The organism is Nocardia sp. NPDC003183, assembly GCF_053590715.1.
Genome location: NZ_JBSFTG010000001.1, coordinates 404,284 through 421,068 on the forward strand (window position 1 = coordinate 404,284; position 16,785 = coordinate 421,068).

At 64.8% G+C, this 16,785-nt stretch carries 17 protein-coding genes; 10 read left to right on the plus strand and 7 right to left on the minus strand.

Annotated elements, in window-relative coordinates; all coding sequences use genetic code 11:
* The first annotated feature begins 23 nt into the window (after positions 1-23).
* From ACWDXS_RS01805 to ACWDXS_RS01820, 4 genes are all read left to right on the plus strand, one after another.
* Positions 24-983, plus strand: coding sequence for an AurF N-oxygenase family protein (locus ACWDXS_RS01805; protein WP_449960979.1), 960 nt, complete (start codon positions 24-26; stop codon positions 981-983).
* Positions 980-2,308 carry a lipase family protein gene (locus ACWDXS_RS01810; RefSeq protein ID WP_449960982.1) on the plus strand — a complete coding sequence of 443 codons (1,329 nt, stop codon included), beginning with the start codon at positions 980-982 and terminating at the stop codon, positions 2,306-2,308. Before ACWDXS_RS01805 ends, ACWDXS_RS01810 begins: the two co-directional genes overlap by 4 nt.
* An 80-nt stretch (positions 2,309-2,388) precedes the next feature.
* Entirely contained in the window at positions 2,389-3,423 is a 1,035-nt protein-coding gene (locus ACWDXS_RS01815) for an alpha/beta fold hydrolase (protein WP_449960985.1), read from the plus strand.
* A gap of 189 nt (positions 3,424-3,612) precedes the next feature.
* Entirely contained in the window at positions 3,613-4,593 is a 981-nt protein-coding gene (locus ACWDXS_RS01820) for an alpha/beta hydrolase (protein ID WP_449963372.1), read from the plus strand.
* Between the two features lie 109 nt (positions 4,594-4,702).
* On the opposite strand, the gene ACWDXS_RS01825 is transcribed toward ACWDXS_RS01820, so the two are convergent.
* The 4 genes from ACWDXS_RS01825 to ACWDXS_RS01840 all read right to left on the minus strand — a co-directional run bounded on the left by ACWDXS_RS01825 (position 4,703) and on the right by ACWDXS_RS01840 (position 7,554).
* Positions 4,703-5,356 (minus strand): class I SAM-dependent methyltransferase, encoded by a 654-nt coding sequence (locus ACWDXS_RS01825; protein WP_379318251.1) that lies wholly within the window; start codon positions 5,354-5,356, stop codon positions 4,703-4,705.
* Positions 5,357-5,633: 277 nt separating this feature from the next.
* On the minus strand, positions 5,634-5,900 hold the full coding sequence (locus ACWDXS_RS01830; RefSeq protein WP_378989817.1) for a hypothetical protein: 267 nt from the start codon (positions 5,898-5,900) through the stop codon (positions 5,634-5,636).
* 67 nt (positions 5,901-5,967) lie between these two features.
* Positions 5,968-6,246 (minus strand): hypothetical protein, encoded by a 279-nt coding sequence (locus tag ACWDXS_RS01835; protein ID WP_378989819.1) that lies wholly within the window; start codon positions 6,244-6,246, stop codon positions 5,968-5,970.
* Positions 6,247-6,312: 66 nt separating this feature from the next.
* On the minus strand, positions 6,313-7,554 hold the full coding sequence (locus ACWDXS_RS01840) for an oxygenase MpaB family protein (RefSeq protein ID WP_449960989.1): 1,242 nt from the start codon (positions 7,552-7,554) through the stop codon (positions 6,313-6,315).
* 805 nt (positions 7,555-8,359) lie between these two features.
* On the opposite strand from ACWDXS_RS01840, the gene ACWDXS_RS01845 reads away from it, so the two are divergent.
* The gene (locus tag ACWDXS_RS01845) at positions 8,360-9,103 is read left to right on the plus strand and encodes an SDR family NAD(P)-dependent oxidoreductase (protein ID WP_449960992.1); all 744 of its coding nucleotides are present in this window, start codon (positions 8,360-8,362) and stop codon (positions 9,101-9,103) included.
* 46 nt (positions 9,104-9,149) lie between these two features.
* Complete coding sequence (locus ACWDXS_RS01850) at positions 9,150-9,782, plus strand: TetR/AcrR family transcriptional regulator (protein WP_378989823.1); 633 nt, start codon at positions 9,150-9,152, stop codon at positions 9,780-9,782.
* A gap of 86 nt (positions 9,783-9,868) precedes the next feature.
* Here the strand turns inward: ACWDXS_RS01850 and ACWDXS_RS01855 are convergent, their stop codons facing one another.
* Positions 9,869-10,726, minus strand: coding sequence for an oxygenase MpaB family protein (locus ACWDXS_RS01855; RefSeq protein ID WP_378989824.1), 858 nt, complete (start codon positions 10,724-10,726; stop codon positions 9,869-9,871).
* A 187-nt stretch (positions 10,727-10,913) separates the two neighbouring features.
* Here ACWDXS_RS01855 and ACWDXS_RS01860 point away from each other — a divergent pair, with 187 nt between their 5' ends.
* Positions 10,914-12,560 carry an acyl-CoA synthetase gene (locus tag ACWDXS_RS01860; RefSeq protein WP_449963374.1) on the plus strand — a complete coding sequence of 549 codons (1,647 nt, stop codon included), beginning with the start codon at positions 10,914-10,916 and terminating at the stop codon, positions 12,558-12,560.
* 37 nt (positions 12,561-12,597) lie between these two features.
* On the opposite strand, the gene ACWDXS_RS01865 is transcribed toward ACWDXS_RS01860, so the two are convergent.
* Entirely contained in the window at positions 12,598-13,038 is a 441-nt protein-coding gene (locus ACWDXS_RS01865) for a group I truncated hemoglobin (RefSeq protein WP_387447293.1), read from the minus strand.
* A gap of 385 nt (positions 13,039-13,423) precedes the next feature.
* On the opposite strand from ACWDXS_RS01865, the gene ACWDXS_RS01870 reads away from it, so the two are divergent.
* Both ACWDXS_RS01870 and tatA read left to right on the plus strand, forming a co-directional pair.
* Positions 13,424-14,629 (plus strand): PucR family transcriptional regulator, encoded by a 1,206-nt coding sequence (locus ACWDXS_RS01870; protein ID WP_378989827.1) that lies wholly within the window; start codon positions 13,424-13,426, stop codon positions 14,627-14,629.
* A 376-nt stretch (positions 14,630-15,005) separates the two neighbouring features.
* A complete protein-coding gene (tatA, locus tag ACWDXS_RS01875; protein WP_449960998.1) occupies positions 15,006-15,269 on the plus strand; it encodes a Sec-independent protein translocase subunit TatA in 264 nt (87 codons plus the stop codon).
* Positions 15,270-15,392: 123 nt separating this feature from the next.
* Here the strand turns inward: tatA and ACWDXS_RS01880 are convergent, their stop codons facing one another.
* A complete protein-coding gene (locus ACWDXS_RS01880; protein ID WP_387447295.1) occupies positions 15,393-16,199 on the minus strand; it encodes a PucR family transcriptional regulator in 807 nt (268 codons plus the stop codon).
* On the opposite strand from ACWDXS_RS01880, the gene ACWDXS_RS01885 reads away from it, so the two are divergent.
* Positions 16,161-16,679: a hypothetical protein gene (locus ACWDXS_RS01885; RefSeq protein WP_449961002.1), complete on the plus strand. Its 519-nt coding sequence runs from the start codon at positions 16,161-16,163 to the stop codon at positions 16,677-16,679. The genes ACWDXS_RS01880 and ACWDXS_RS01885 overlap by 39 nt on opposite strands.
* The last annotated feature ends 106 nt before the right edge of the window (positions 16,680-16,785 follow it).

Sequence of the window (16,785 nt, forward strand, 5' to 3'; positions counted from 1 at the left end):
GGAACCGCACCGAGGAGACACCGATGACGCTGTCCAGCTACCACGAGGTCCTGCAGAGCCTGTCCGAAGGCTCGGTGACCAAACACTTCGATCCCTACGTCGACATCGACTGGGACTCGCCCGAGTTCGCCGTGCATTCCGACGACCCGCGCTGGATCCTGCCCGAGGTGGACCCGCTCGGCCGTCACCCCTGGTACAAGGCCCAGCCTGTCGAGAAGCGGATCGCGATGGGACTGTGGCGCCAAGCCTGCATCGCGAAGGTCGGCATCGACTTCGAACAGCTGCTCATCCGTGGGCTCATGCAGTACCTGCCGTCGGTGCCCAACGGTGATCCGGAATTCCGCTACATCACGCACGAGGCTGCCGAAGAGTGCAACCACACGATGATGTTCCAGGAGATGATCAATCGCATCGGCTATCGCGATGTGATCGGCATGGGCTCGGTCGATCGTAAGCTCACGTTGATCATCTGGCCGGCGGTGAAGTTCTTCCCCGGATTCTTCTTCGCCCTGGTGCTCGGTGGCGAGGAGCCGATCGATCACCTGCAGAAGGCGTTGCTGCGCAGCGGCACCGACCCACATCCGATGGTGCACCGGGTGATGGAGATCCACGTGGCCGAGGAGGCCCGGCACATCTCGTTCGCGCACGAATATCTTCGGATCAACGTGCCCACGATGAACGTCGTGTCGAAAACCGTCCTGTCCGTGGCCTTCCCGATCATCATGCGGGTAATGCTGGCGATGATCGCGACACCACCGAAGGAGTTCGCCGAGAAGTTCGGGATTCCGGGCGAGGTGATGCGAGACGCGTACTGGCGCAACGACCACTCGCGCCATATCAAGCGGGATGTGTTCACCGATGTCCGCGCGCTCGCGACCGACATCGGTCTGATGAATCCTGTCGCCAAGCGCTTCTGGCAGCTGCTCGGTATCGACGGACCGGTGTCGCGCTACCGCAGCGAGCCCGCGCGCAGGACCGCATGAGGGCCGAAAGCTGGTCCGCGCCCACGGCCGCCGTGCTCCCGGACAAGGATCCTTTCTTCGCGCCGAGGCCCGGATTCGAGACCCTTGCCGAGGGTACGATCCTGCGTTCGCGGCCGGTCGAGCTCGCCGCGTTCGGTGTGATCGGCATGAAGGTGCGGGCCTGGCAGCTGCTGTATCGCACGACCGATCTCCACGGCATGCCCGAGGCGTCCGTCACCACAGTGGTGACGCCGAGGGACGGTGTCGCGCCCGGCGCCCCACTGCTGTCGTTCCAGTGCGCGATCGACGCCATCTCGCCGCGGTCGTTTCCGTCCTACGCGTTGCGGCGCGGCTCTCGCGCCGTCGGCACCTTCGTGCACGTCGAACAGCTGTGCTTCGCCGATGCGCTGGCCAGGGGCTGGGCGATCTCGATTCCGGATCACGAAGGCATGCTCGGCGCATGGGGAGCGCCGCGTGAACCGGGCTACCGCGCACTCGACGGCATCCGCGCGGCCCTGGCCTTCGAGCCCGGCGGTCTCGACCCGCAGGCGCAGGTCGGGCTGTGGGGGTACTCGGGCGGCGGGCTGGCCACGGCATGGGCCGCGGAGATGGCGCCGACCTACGCGCCGGAGCTCGACATCGCAGGCGCCGTGCTCGGCTCCCCGGTGGGCGATCTGGTCTCGACCTTCCATCGCCTCAACGGCGGGCTGCACGCGGGCTTGCCGACCCTCGTCGTCGCCGCCCTGCGCCGGGTGTATCCGGCGTTCGAGGAACTCGTCGCCACCCATTTCAGCGACAAGGGTCGCGCGGTACTCGACAAGGCCGCCGAGTCGACGACCGCCGCCGCGGTGCTGCGGTTGGCCCGCTACAACGTCGACCGGCACAGCGGCACCCCGATCGCCGAGTTGCTCGCCATGGAAGCGATGCTGGCCGTCTTCGCCGATCTCACGTTGGGGGACCGGGCGCCCTCGGTGCCGCTGCTGGTGGTGCAAGCCGTGCACGACCAGATCATCGCGGTGGACGATATCGATGCGCTGGTGCAGCGCTACCGCGAGCAGGGCGCGCACGTGACCTACCTGCGTGATCGGGCGAGCGAGCACATCTCGCTGCTGCCGCTGTCGACGCCGCTGAGCCTGAACTGGCTCGACGACCGATTCACCGGCGTCGCGGTGACACCGTCGCAGACCCGGACGGTGCGCAGCGTGCTCGCGCTGCCCGCGGGCCGTCGGGGGTTCGGCGCCCTCGCGCGGGTCGTGCTCCGGGTCCTCTTCGGGCGGCCCATCACGGCCTCGTCGGCCGGTCACGGCAGGGAGCGCACAGTGAACAAGGCTCGTCACGCAGCCTGAAGCAATAACTTACTCACTGGTAAGATAAGAAATAGTGGGTCTGCCGGCAGGCAGTAACTGGTGAGGTAAGGGGTTTACCGATGGGGATCGTTGCCGATCTGCCGCGCGCGGTGCGCAATGTGTGGTCGGTGTCGTTCGGCGGTGGACTCGAGTCCTACCGCCCCGCACCGTCGACAACGGTGTACGACGGCGCGCACCGGCACCTGAAGCGCTACGACCGCACCACGCGGGCGAAGGGCAATCCGGTGCTGCTGGTGCCGCCGCTCGCGGTGACCACCGCCTGCTTCGACCTGCGGCCCGGGCAGAGTCTGGTGCGCTTCCTGCTCGACCAGGGCAGGCAGCCCTACGTCATCGACTACGGCGAATTCGGTTACGCCGACCGCGATCTCGGCCTCGAGGACTGGACCGAGGACATCCTGCCCGAGGCGATCGCGCGGGTCAGTGCGGAACACGACGGCCGTGGCGTCGACATCATCGGCTGGTCGCTGGGTGGTGTGCTCGCGCTGCTGACCGCGGCCGCCCACGCCGACCTGCCGATCGCCTCCATCACCTGCCTGGCCGCGCCGATCGACCAGGCCCGCACCGCGTTCCTGATCCCGCTGCGCTTGGTCGCCAAGGTCACCGGTGGTCGCGAGATGGCCGTGGCGACCAAGGTGATGGGCGGCATCCCGCAGGAATTCGTGCGGCTCGGCTTCCGGATCCAGGCCTTCGACCGCGAGCTCGCCAAACCGATGTTCCTGGCCCGCAACGCCTTCGACACCGAAGCGCTGGCCAGGCTGGAGGCCACCGACCGGTTCATGGCCACCATGCCCGGCTACCCGGGCCGCTCGTACTGGCAGATCTATCGCAGCCTGGTGCTGCGCAACGAACTCGCCGGCGGGTCGATCCGACTGCGCTCGGATCTGGTGATCGAACTGTCGAAGGTCACCTGCCGGGTGTTGCTGGCGGGCAGCCCCAGCGACGTGGTGGTGCCCGCCGCCTCGGTGCGCCGCGGCCTCGATGTCCTGCCCAACGCCGCCGAGGTGGAGTTCGTGGAGGTCAGCGGCGGACACCTCGGACTGGTTTCCGCCGCCGACACCACCTGGCCCGCGATCGAGGAGTTCCTCAGCCGCTGACCCGCCCCCACATCTGTGCCTGCGGAATTTCGGCCGCTCCACCAAACCGCGGGCCGGTGCAGTCCGAACCTCTCTTCATGCCTCACGTCCGCCGTGGGGTGACCCGCACTGATTCGAGCAGTAGACGAGAGGTTCGCGCTAGTGAGAAGAACACGTCGATCGATCCGTACGGCCGCGGTAAGCGCCGCGCTGGTGGGCGCGCTGGCCTCGGCCGCGCTGTCGCCGAGCGTCGCTGTCGCCCAACCCGAGACGGCCGGGGTGGTCTCGGCAGTCGATATCGACAGCAGACGCCAGCTGGTGACCGTCTTCTCGCCCGCGATGGACAAGCCGATTCCGGTGCAGGTGATCCGAGCCGCCGATACCGAGAACCCGCGGCCGACGATGTATCTGCTCAACGGTTCCCAAGGCGGCCCGAATCAGAGCGGCTGGGACGCGCAGACCGACGCCGTGAGGTTCCTGCGTGACAAAGACGTCAACGTCGTGACCCCGGTCGGCGGCGCCAGCTCCTACTACACCGACTGGGTGCGCGACGACGCGGTGCTCGGCCGCAACAAATGGCAGACGTTCCTCAACGAGGAGTTGCCGTCGGTGATCGAGGGGTTCCTCCGGGCCGACGGCAATCGCGCCATGGTCGGTGTGTCGATGAGCGGCACCTCGGTGCTGAACCTCGCGATCGCCAAGCCCGGCTTCTGGAACAGCGTGGCGTCCTTCAGCGGTTGCGCGCAGACCTCGGACCCCATCGGCCAGGAATTCGTCCGGATCACGGTCGAGAACTGGGGTGGCGGGCAGAGCATCGAGAACATGTGGGGCCCACGCAACGGTCCCCTGTGGCGTGCCAATGATCCGCTCGTCAACGCCGAAGGGCTGCGCGGCACCGAGGTCTATCTGAGCACCGGCACCGGGATCCCCGGCGCACCCCACGACACGCCGGCGGACGCGCGTGTCCAGGACGGCAGGATCCCGCTCCCGGTCCAGCTCGCCTTCGGCGGCCCCATCGAGGCGGCAGTGCACTTCTGCACCGTCAACCTCGCCAACCGGCTGCGCGAGTTGAACATTCCGGTCACGCTGGACGAACGCCCTGTCGGCACACACTCCTGGGGATACTGGGAGGACGACCTCCGCTCGTCGTGGCCCTTCCTGGCGCAGTCGGTGGGCAGCCGGACGAACTGAGCGCCCGGCGTCACCGAGCATCGCGAACCATCGATAGCCCAGCGCGGCAACGGATCCCGATGACCTGTTGCAGGGTCATCGGGACCACCTTCGTCACGGCGACGGGGTATCAGGCCTTCGTGGCGACTACCAGCACGTTCTTGCCGAACAGCTTGCCGGTGACGGCCTGCAGGAGCTTGCTGAGCGGGAACACCACGCGGTCGTAGAGCTTCAGCGCTCGTGTGTTGATCGTGCCGTCGTCGCTGCCCGCGAACTTGTAGGCCAGGGTGGCGAAGAAGCCGATCGGGTCGCAGTAGCGCGACTCCACGATCTCCAGACCCGCGTTACGGAGAATGCGGTTGAGCTGAGTTCGGCGATAACGCCGATAGTGCCCGACTTTGGTGTCCATCGAGGTGAACAGCACCTCGAGCGCGGGCACATAGATCACCAGCGTCCCCCCGGGCCGCAACAGCGAGGTCAGGTGTTCGGACGCTTCCTGGTCGTTCTTGATGTGCTCGAAAACGTTGAAAGAATAGATCAGACCGTACATTTCGGCTTCGGACGGCTCGGCCTCGCAATCGACGACCTTGTAGCCTTTCGACAGCAGCAGCTTCTGCAGCTCGGCGTCGGGTTCGAGACAATCCGGGATGATCTGCCGCTCGGCCAGCATATCGGCGTAGGTGCCCCTACCGGCACCGAAGTCCAGTATGCGCAGGTCCGGCGACGTGACATGTTTATCTACGCAGTCGATCAGAAATTTGTTGTAATTGACCGCTTCGGTCATCGCCTCCAGGTTGTCACACCCGGTGTACGCGAATTCACTGCTGGTCACGCTTGATCCCCTCAATGCATCGATGGGCGGCAATGGCGGTCAGCGTAGTCCGACTACATTGCGGTGCCACGACATCGGGCAACATTGTCCGCGCCTCGGTCGGCGTCAGCGGCGGGGCGGCCGTGGCGAGAGAGGCCGGAAGGGGTGAGCGGTTGCGGGTTCGGCGCACCGGGCGCGGTGCTCGCGCCCGGTGCGCCGAACCTGTGTCTGCGCCATCATGGTGGTGTCGTCAGTCCGGCCGATCGAACCGGCGGCGGTCGGTCATCGTGGTCAGCGCGACCGGCCCGGTCCAACCACAGGGTGAGTCGCACATTCCGGTCACGATCGCGGTGGTCGATCCGTCGCTGTAATAGACGGTGTGCGTGCTGGCCCGCGCCGGATAGCCGCACGACGGGCACTTCCCGAAGTAATCGAGCACCTCGCGAATCCCGGACGCCGACACCGGTTTCGGCGTCCATGGCGGTGCTTCCGCGCGTTCGACTGAACTGTCTCGCATCGTCGGTTCGCTCCATCGTCGCGATGACGATGGGTCCGTCATCGCGGCAATTCGAGACAAGAGCCTTTCAGTAGTGCTGGGCTCCGGGCGTGCACGGGCTCGCCGAACCCGTCAATGTCGCCACGTCGCAGACTCCGCCGGTCAGGATCTGAAACGGAGTGACGCCGAGCAGGACGATCAACCCGATGATGTCACCTTGCCCGGCCAGCACTGCCGCCGAGTTGGCCGCTGCCGAACCCGAGTCGGCTGCCGATGAGCCTGTTTCGGCTACCGCGGTGCCCGCCGCGGCTCCGACGAGACCGGCTACCGCGACCGAGGCCGCGGCGATACGAAGGGTGTTGCGCATTGTGTGCTCCTTGCTGGGGAGTGGGAACTCCCTGGAAGTGGGTCGGTGCAGAATTACGGCGACAGATCAGCGCGGTGGCTTGCTCATATCGCGGTTCATCGTCGGGAGTTCGATGCTGATCGGCATGCGCAGTTCGGACAGATAGATCAGGGCGGCCTTGCGCAAGAACTCGTCGAGGAGCCAGTAGGGATCCTCGAGCGGCGGGACCACGCTGAGCGCGCCCTCGCGCACGGCGATGAACGGACCCCATGCAACCTGGAGCAGGGGATCCCAGACCGGTTCCCGCGGAATCGAGAGCCCGTCGGCGGTCTTGTCGCCGAGCAGGAAACGAGTGAACGCGCCGAGCACCGGCTTGCTCAGAATCGACAGATCGATGTTGGCGCCCAGGCTGAGGAGCCGATCGGCCAGCTTGGCGCCCTCCGGCGTCGGCGCGATGATGGGGTCGAGGATTTGTGCCGCTTGGGCATTGGCGTCGGGCCATGACTTGGGGATGTATTCGTCGCGTACGCCCAGCAGGTGCCCGGCGACCTGCCAGGAGTGCAGGAACGCGTCCGATTCGTGTGCCGGGATCGGCACTTTCCAGGAATTGAGGTGCTTCATCACGGTTGTCGGCAGGCTGTGCCAGGTGACCATGATGTCGTTCTGGCTGATCGGTTTGTCCTCTTCCGCGGAGTGCACCCAGTGCGGGGACTGCGGCAACAGGTGACGCACCGCCGCGTGCACCAGTCGGGTTTTGACGCAGGTGACGATCATTTCCCCGTCGGGGGCATAGGCATTCGCGCTACCGATGTCATAACCGAGTTTCGCGGTTTTGGTGATGCGGTCTTTGAGATCGTGGCCGCCCTTGGAGTAATAGACCGCGCGCGCCTCTTTCGGGATGACGGTGCTCATCATGCCGCTGGCGAACCCGTAGAGGACACCGAGATACAGTCCGCGCTTCTTGTTGAACGCGATCGCGGTATCCAACTTGCCGGTGTCGGTCCACTGCGGCAGTCGGCGGGCGTACTCCATGAAGTCGCGCAACTCCGAGGGCAAGCCGGCAGGCAGCGCCTGACCGTTCTTGGTCCAGGTCCGCAACAGTTCGTTGATCTTGGGGACTTCGCCTCGGTCGACGAGTCCGGCGACGAGTTCGTCGGCTTCGGGATCCCAGACCGTCAACGGGTCGACGCCGGAACCGGATCCGGCCACCGATCCTTCCGGCGACCACGTCCACGGATCTGCCCGTGCGATCGCACCCAATCCGATGGTGCCGACAACGCCGAGCATTCCGCCGACCTTCAGCGCATTGCGCCTATTGAGTCTATCCATGACATTACTCCTCATTGAGCACGTTCAGACTCCCAGGCCGCAGCGCGAGTACTCGATCCTCTTCACTGAATCAGCCTAGAATAGTGAGTAACTTAACAGGCGGTAGGCGCTGTGTCCACGTTATGCGGATTGACGCCGGATGGCGGTTCGGTCGCAGAGAGGGGGAGGTGGGGTTGAACCCTCAATAGAAGGCTGTGACCTGCACACTTTTTCATTCGGTAGGGCGTGTGCGCAGTTCGAGTGTGGTCACCGACTGATGGACTCAGAGTTGCGGGATGGTGAGTAACTTAGCTGGACAGCGCACTCGGGATCGAGATCGTCGGCTCCGGTTGTTGGGCTCCCGCTTCAGTTGCTCGCTGGCTGATGTAGAAGCGGTCAGCACTGTATAGCGGCGTGTACGTGCGGATGGTCGAGTCCTGAGTTGCTTCCCTGTACGGCCGATCTGTCGGAGAACGTCGATTGATCGCGTGAGCTGGCGGCGGAAATTATTGAGAATTATCAGTAACATAATGGCAAAGATCCGCTGCTTCGTCGCGCATCCCGGATCTTGAGCCTGTCCACCGCCTGTGCGAGAATCATGGCTAACTTATTGGACCTGTCGCCGACCGGTGGCGACAGCGCGTGAGGAGTCAAAGATGTCCGCTCTCGTCGTCGACGTACTTCGACCACCGTCTGGCTGGAGAACTCGCGGTGGGGGACCATCACCGGCGGGCTCCGCTGCCCTGCTCGCCGATGTGTTCGGCGAGCCGGCCGATCCTTGCCGCTCGACGATCGTGGCGTCGGCTGACGCGGGATCGGCGCAGCGATGACCTATCGGCGTTGTGCCCTGATCACCGGCGGTTCGCGAGGGATCGGCGCGGAGGTCGCGCGGCGTCTGGCCGAACTCGGCTACGACCTCACGCTCTCTGCCCGCGATGGAGCGGTCCTGGACAGCACTGCTGAAGAGCTGCGCACCGACCACGGTGTCGACGTAGTGACGGTGATCGCGAACATGAACGATCCCGAACAGTTGCTGCGCCTGGCCGACACGCACGCCGACCGGTTCGGTCGCCTGGACGTCTTGGTGCACTGCGCCGGCACCGGCACCGCCGGTCCGGTAGCGACGATGAGCGCCGCCGGCTACCACCGCATGTTCGACATCAACGTTCGCGGCCCCCTGACCCTTGTGCAGCACTGCCTGCCATTGCTGCGCGAGACGGCGAAGGGCAACCCTGGCGCAGGTGCGAAAATCGTTGCGCTGGCCTCGATCACCGGTGTCGCGGGGGAGCCGGGCTTGGCCGCCTATGGGGCGTCGAAAGCCGCTCTGGTGTCGCTCTGCGAAACCATTTCGCTGGAGGAATCCGCGAACGGTGTCAGTGCGACAGCTATCTCACCTGGCTATGTCGATACCGATATGACCGCGTGGAAACGCGACGAACTCGACCGCGCGGCGATGCTGACGACCGGGGACATCGCTGAACTGGTGCTGGCCATCACTCGTCTGTCCGCCAACGCCGTGGTTCCCAATATCGTTGTCTCCCGGTCGGGGAGCCAGCTGTGGCGAGCATGATCGACCGCGCATCGCCTGCTGAGCCGGTGGGAACGAGTACGGCTCGATGACCGCGATACGCGGCGAAGTGAGGAATGCGCACATCCTCACCCGCGCGGACCGCGGCGCGGCCCGTGCCCGTCGCCGAGAGGTCGTCATCCGCGCCGCGCGTGACGTCTTCGTCGATCGTGGTTTCCATGGCGCCAGCATGGAAGAGATCAGCATCAGGGCCCAGGTGAGCAAACCGGTGCTCTACAACCACTTCACGGGCAAGGTTGACCTGTATTCCACTGTGCTGCAACGCTATCTGGACCACATGGTCGGTGGGCTGCGTGATGCGCTCCGGACGACCGCCGGGTACGAGAACAAGGTGCGGTGCACGGTCTCGGCCTATTTCGACTTCGTCGACGAGGACGACGGTGCGGGATACACGCTCGTCTTCGACACTCCGGTTCCGAGTGAGCCGAGCGTCGAGGGTCGGGTACGGATGGCGATGGCCGAATGTGCGGCACTGGTCGGTGTCGAACTCGACGCGGTGGGGATGGATCCCTACCGCGCCCGGGCTTGCGCATTCGGTCTCGTCGGCGCCAGCCACCTGGCGGCCCGCTACTGGTTCGACGCCGGTCGCCCGATTCCTAAGATCGACGCGGTCGACACCACCGTTGCGCTGTTCTGGACAGGACTGTCCGGAACAGGGTAGTGCGAATACCGGTGGGGTCGACGAAGTCGCCGCGGCGATGCGGGAAGCGTCCGAGGACCTGGCCCCGATGCACCGTGTGTGTCTGCTCAGATCAGATTCTTGCCCTGAGATCTACGCTCACGCATGTCGTCCAGGTAGCGCTCGAAGGGCTGAGCTCGCCAAGTGTCCGGCAGCACCTCGAGCAGTCGGCCGAGCGTCCGCATCACGATTTCGAACACTCGTTGCTTGCGCGGGCTCCATGGCAGGCCCAACTCGTCGCGGAACTGCTGTGGCAGAAACCCGGTGGTGAAGAAGCGATTCGCCCGACCGAACGCGACGCGCACGCTTCGACGCCATGCCGCCAGCTCGACAACGTAGTTGAGCAAGTAGGTGCGGACTTCGTCGTCGAAGGACAGATCGCCGAGCATCGAGTCCCAGTACCGATCGAAGGCCGCGCGGTCGGCCGGCCACAGTTCGGCCGGCATCTGCAAGGTTGTTCCGAATCTGGCGGCATCGCGATACATCTCGTCGGCATCCTGCTCGTTCATCCCGCCGAAGAGCAGGTTCACCGTATCCAGGACTCCTCGGTACAGGCAGGCGGCTACCCACAGTTGCAGTTGAGGGTCGAAGGCGTTGTACCGAACAGGGCTGTGTGGTCCCGAGCGCACCTGCCGGTGCGCGGAGCCCACCGCGGCACGGTATGCCGCCTGATCTTCGTCGGTGCCGATCATCGCCACCGCGAGGTAGGTGAGCGTGGTACGACCGCGCTTGGCTGGTCGTGTCGCGTAACTGCCTGATTCGACAACACTTTCCACCACGCCGCGTCCCACCGGGGGCAGGCTCAGCTGCATGATCACGTTCGCCGGGCCGCCCAGCAGCGCGCCGGCACCGTTGAGGTAGCGGTGTCTGCGCGCGATGTCGCCCGAGACATCCTGCGGCCGACCAGCTTTTGCTGAACGGGTCATGGCCGGCCTCCGAATCGAAAGGATGAGAGATTCATGCGCTCATGTTCTCACCGAGCCCGGGGCCTCCACAATGCTTTTCGGCGATTAAGTTACTAATGATTCCGGCGAGGTCTACGATCGCCATCGGCTGTCGGTGCGCAGATTCCGATCGCTGGTCCCCCAGTACCCGAACACTTCGGAGGTGTCCATGTCGGTGATCCCGAGCATGTCAGCGGCCCTGGTCGCAACGATGGCCGACGGCTTGGCTGCCGTCGGAGTGCTGCGCAGAAGCGGCGCGATCGAACTTCGGCACCCGCTGGAGCTGCTGCGTACCGCCAGGGATGCGACAGTGCTCGGTCCGGTCGTCACCGCGTTCGCGCACGCGGCTCGCCGCAACGGCACCGCGACGGCCATCGTCGACGAGCTGGGGCCGCTGACGTTCGCGGAGCTCGATCGCAGGTCGAATGCGGTGGCCAACGGCCTTGCCGCGCGGGGGATCGCGAGTGGCACTGTGCTGGCCGCGCTGTGCCGGGATCATCGGGGGATGGTCTTGTCGCTGCTGGCCGCGGGCAAGCTGGGCGCGCGCATCGTGTTGCTCAATACGGGAATGGCGGGCCCGCAGTTGGTGTCGGTGACCGAACGCGAAAACGTGGGTGCGATCCTGCTCGACGCCGAGTTCCTTCACCGCTTCGAGGATCTTCCGAAGAAGTTACCGACTATTCTGACCTTGGATGACGGTTGGGTGGACCACGGGCAGCCCACGCTGGACGATGTCCGAGCGGGCCAGCACATCCGACCGCCGGTGAGTCCCAAGCAGCCCGGCGGGATCGTGGTGCTGACCAGCGGCACGACCGGAACACCGAAAGGTGCGCCGCGAGGCAAGGTGTCGCCCTTGCAATCGGCGCAGTTCCTCGACCGGATCCCCTTGCCGACGGCGAGTACGACCGTGCTCGCGGCGCCGGCGTTCCACGGCACCGGTCTCTCGCAGCTGACTCTCGGTTGGGCGCTGGGAAGCGCGATCGTCTTGCAGCAGCGCAGATTCGACCCGCGACGCACGCTGGCCGATATCGAACACCATCGGGCGGGAACGTTGGTGCTGGTACCAACGATGTTGCAGCGCATCGTCGATCTGGGCGAGTCCGTGCTGGCCGAATACGACACCTCCTCGCTGAAGGTGATCTTCGCGGCCGGATCCGCCATCTCGCCCGACCTGAGCAGGCGCACGGCGCTGGCGTTCGGTGAGGTGCTCTACAACCTGTATGCCTCGACGGAGGTCGCGGTGGCAGCCGTCGCCACACCCAGCGATATGCGGGAAGCGCCCGGCACCGTGGGCCGTCCACCTGTGGGCTGCCGGGTCGCGATCTACGATGACGACCGCCGCCGGATCACCGAACCGGGCGTGGTCGGCACCATATTCGTCGCCAGCGCACTGAGTTTCGGCGGCTATACCGACGGCACAGGCAAGGAGATCGTCGACGGAATGCAGTCCAGTGGCGATGTCGGTCATTTCGATGCGGCGGGAAGACTGTTCATCGATGGTCGAGACGACGACATGATCGTCTCCGGCGGGGAGAACGTCTTTCCGCTCGAGGTCGAAAACCTGCTCGTAGAACGACCCGACATTCTCGAGGCTGCGGTCGTGGGGGTGGACGATCGCGACTTCGGAAAACGTCTGCGCGCGTTCGTCGTGCCCGCGCCGGGTGCGTCGTGCGACGCGCAACAGGTGAAGGATTACGTCAAAACGAACCTCGCGCGACACAAAGTCCCTCGGGATGTGGTGTTCGTAGACGAGCTGCCACGCAATGCCACCGGCAAACTGCTTCGCCGCAAGCTCGAGAGCACCGATCCGCAATGAGATCCGGGTCGCGGCTTCTTCCGTGCGTCCGGTCTGGTCACGGCGGGGTGGGTGACTCCCGAGACGTGGCGATGTCACCCGCCAACGGTGCGACCGCGCCGATCACGTGGTCCGTGAGATCGCGATCGAGCCCGGCTGCGCTGAGCGCATCGGTGAGATGGCCTGCGACCAGGTTGAAATGGTCCACGGTGATGCCGCGGCCACGATGCACGGCTCGCATGGGAACGCCGACGTAGGGCACCGGTCCGCCGAGTAGTGCGGCGAAGAATTCGACCTGCCGGCCCTTTGTTCGAGTGAGGTTGGTGCCGGCGAAGAACGGCGACAACCGCTCATCGGCGAGGATGCGTCGGTAGAGATCGTCGACGACCGTCTCCAGGGCGCCGCGACCGCCGATCCGCTCGTAGAGCGGCACGTTGTTGTGCGATGCATCGGGATCGTTGTCCGGCGCAGGGGTGCTGCGTCGATCCGGTTCGTCCATGGTGGGAGTCCTCGTTTCGCGAACATCACCGACGGGGTGGCCGGTGACAGTGCCTGAGGTGTTTGTCTTGCATGAATTGACAGTAACTTAGCTCTCCGGGGGTGGCCTGTCTCGGATTTGGCGCAGTCCGTTCGTGAAGTCCCGAGCGGCGGTTTGTCTTGCGGTGTTCTGTCTAGATGCAGTTCAGATAACCGAGTTGATGCCGCTAACCAGCACATCGGCGCTCGGGCTGATGCGGTCGAGGCGCCGTCATTCGACGGGATCGGCCCTGGATCGAGCTGGAATAGGCATTAACATAACCTTGTGTTGGCGCCTTCGGCATGGGAGACTGCTTGCCAGCCATCGCTGCCGTGAGGCGACGTTGAACGCAGTGAGGAAGTCAAAGATGACTACCGACTATTCACCCAGAATCGATTCCGCGCGGCCCCGTGCGGCCACGGCCGAGTCCTCCATCAGAGTGCGGGCGCTCGCCGACGAGTTGGTCTCCCGAATGCTGGAGAGCATGGCTGCGCGCCTCGGCGGCGTCGACGGCGGTGCCCTGGCCGCCATTGATGTGCTACCGGGGACTGCCCTGGCCACACTGCCGGCCCGTAGACGCGGCGATACCGTTCGACACCGCACCGCCGGGCCGCCGCGAGCGCGTACCGAGGTGCCCGGCGAAGTGATCGATCAGGCGATCGGTCAGGGTTTCACAACGAGTTTGGAGCTGATCGCCTCGAGTGTGGTCGGCACCGACGAGCAGAAGCTCTCAGTCGTGCGCCAACTGGCGACCGAAATGCTGGACAGCGTGACGGCCGCGATATCACTCGCGTACACCGACCAGCTCGAGGTCGAGGTCGTCGAGGATCAACGGGCCAGGAACTCCTTGGCGGTTGCGTTGCTCGCCGGGCAGGATACGTCGACGGTGACGCGGTGCAGTGGTTTCGAGGTCGCCGAGAGCTATTCCGTGCTGGCGGTGCATTTTCCGTCCGGTAGCGACGACAGGCCCGACACATTCGTTACACAGATGGATGTCCGGCGAATGATTCGAAATATCCGGGCGGCCCTTGATCGTCATGGGTCGGTGCGCGCGCTGTCGCGGCTCGATGTGCGCGGTGGCATCATTCTTGTTCCGTCAGCAGAGGTCAGGGACCTCGACACGCTCTTGACCGTGCTCTCCGCGGCGGCCGGCGTCGATATGACCGCAACCTGCGCGGAGGCATCGCCGGCGAAAATTCCGGAAACCGTTGATCAGCTGTGCGAACTCCTGGATCTCGCACAAAGAATGCAGCGCCCGCCCGGTCTGTTCCGTTTCGCTGATCTGGCAGTCGAATTCCAGCTCACCAGACCGTCTGCTGTACGACGGCATCTCGATGCGATACTGAACCCGCTCGACGACCATCCGATTCTGATGGAAACCTTGTGCACGCACCTCGACAACAATCTGAATCGTCGCCGAACCTCGCGACAGCTCAGTGTTCATATGAACACCATCGATTACCGGCTGAAAAGTATCCGCAAACTGACGGGCTTCGATCCTTCGTCGGCCGATGGGCTCTGGTATCTGCAGTCGGCGCTGGTCGTGCGTAAAGCGAACTATCAGGACAAATAGAGCCGGCCGCAGTGCCATCCGTGGGGCGGATATTTCGGAGGGTCGTGGTACTCGGGCACGGGTCGCCACGCGGCGGTGCCATGTGCGCGGAGTTGATCAGCCGCCTGCGCACTGGATACGTGCAGGCGTTTGCCGGCCCCGGCATCGCCGATCATTGTCGCTGGTGGGAATGCTGCCAGGGGATGTATCGACGCGGGCGGCCATGGCGTGCCGGCTGATAGATCTCGGAACAATGGCCGAGCGTGTAGGTGGCTTCGCCGGGTGTTGACAACACTTTCGGGACCACGCCATCGTCGGCGCGGCGCCTGCGAGCGAACGGGGTAGTCGGCGTTGCCGCATCGGTTCCGAGTCCACCATGTCGATACAGGAGGTAAAGATGGGTCAGTTCAGCGTCTGGCATTGGTTGATAGTCGCGGCTGTGTTCGTGCTGTTCTTCGGTGCGAAGCGTATGCCGGATGCCGCCCGCGGGCTGGGGCGGTCGCTACGGATCTTCAAGAGCGAGGTGAGTCGAATGCAGTCCGAGGACGCGGATTCGGCGAACGAGCGGTCGGCCCGAGAGAACGTAGGGCTGCCGGCACCGGAGCAGGCGTCGGCGACGCCTTCCGCCGAACCGGTGGCTCAGCCGACGAAAACGCTCTGAGCATTGTGTCGCAACCGAAGTGGGCGACTGTTTACTTCGGTACGCCGATGATGACGAGGGCCGCGATGACCAGAATGATCGTCTCGCTCCACCCGATGTTGCTGAACATCTACGGAGGCTCCGTCACTCTCTCGGGTTGTCGTCGCGGCAGTCCTGGGCGACCATCGCCGACCGCAACTGCCACAGATCCGACGCCCGCGCCGGGTTGAGTCCGGTGAGCCGGGCGATTCGGCGAAGTCGATAGTCAACGGTATTGGTGTGGATATCCATGATCCGCGCGGTCTGCGCCCGATTCAAGTTGTTGGCGATGTGGACCCGCAGTGTCTTCCGCAATTCGGGATATGCCTCCAACGGCGCCAATAATTCACCGAGCAGGGAAAGGCCGAGTCCTTGCCGCGAAAGCTGGTACTCCAGTGCGAGTTGGCCGAATCGATAGAGGCCGGGTGCGCATTCGAGTCGCTCGACGACATCGAGCATCTCGTGTGCCGTTTTCGCCGCAGACGCGACGTCGGCGGCGGGCGCGGCGACCACAGCTGCGACCAGTTCGACCTGCGCCGCCCCCGCGAGCGCCTCGACCAGTGAATCGAGTTCGTCCTCGGCCACCGCCTCGGTCGGGATGAGAACGGTCCCACCGTCGATCGACAGCCGGGCCAAACCCTGCCCGTCGCTGTGCTGGGCCAGGGCTTTCCGCACCCTGTGCAGGTAGTGCAAGGCAATTCCCGTGTCCGGGTTCGCGCGCATCGCGATGGCGAGCACCGAGTACGTGTCAGCGATAGGGATGCCGCATCTGCGGGCGGTGGCGGGTGTCCACTGTCCGGCCAGCAGGGCGGACGTGAGAGTCCGCTCGGCGTCCTGGCCGAACGTCGCTGCGCCGTGCTCGCCGAGGTACGCGTGGGTGACTGTCAGGCAGAGCTGATCGCTGATCGTCATGGCGATCTGGAATCCATCGATCACAGTCTCGCGAGTGCAATCCTGATATCGGGCAATCAACTGGCCGGCAACTATCCGTATGCCTTCATGGAAACCGCGCAGCACAAGGTCGATGGGTACGCTGTCGCACGCCAATCCGGCGGCGATTGTCGCGAGTGCTCCGAGTTCGTGCGTGATGTCGCATCCTTCCAGCATTCCTTGCGCGATCTCGAGGGCTATCCGGGTGATTGCTCCGATTGTCGATGCCATCGGCGTGCCGGGCGAAATATCGCACTGCGCCACATTGTCGATGAAATGGGAGACGAGTTGATCGTTCAGCGATGCCACATCGTGCAGCGATGGCCGCCGTTCGGCACTGTCGGATGGGATTGTCATCGTTGGTATCCCTTTCCACGCCGACCAGGCGCCGGGATGGGAACCGCTCTGCTCGTCGCATCGCCGTTCGGCTCAGTGGTGAGTAGTGCTGCAGCACGATACTGATGCCGGGCACGAAGTCGGCTGGATAGAGCGGGGCAATAGATGTAGCGGTGAGCAAATAGTCGGGCCGTATCAGGCAGGCGGGTCCGCACGAGCGAACCGGCTACGT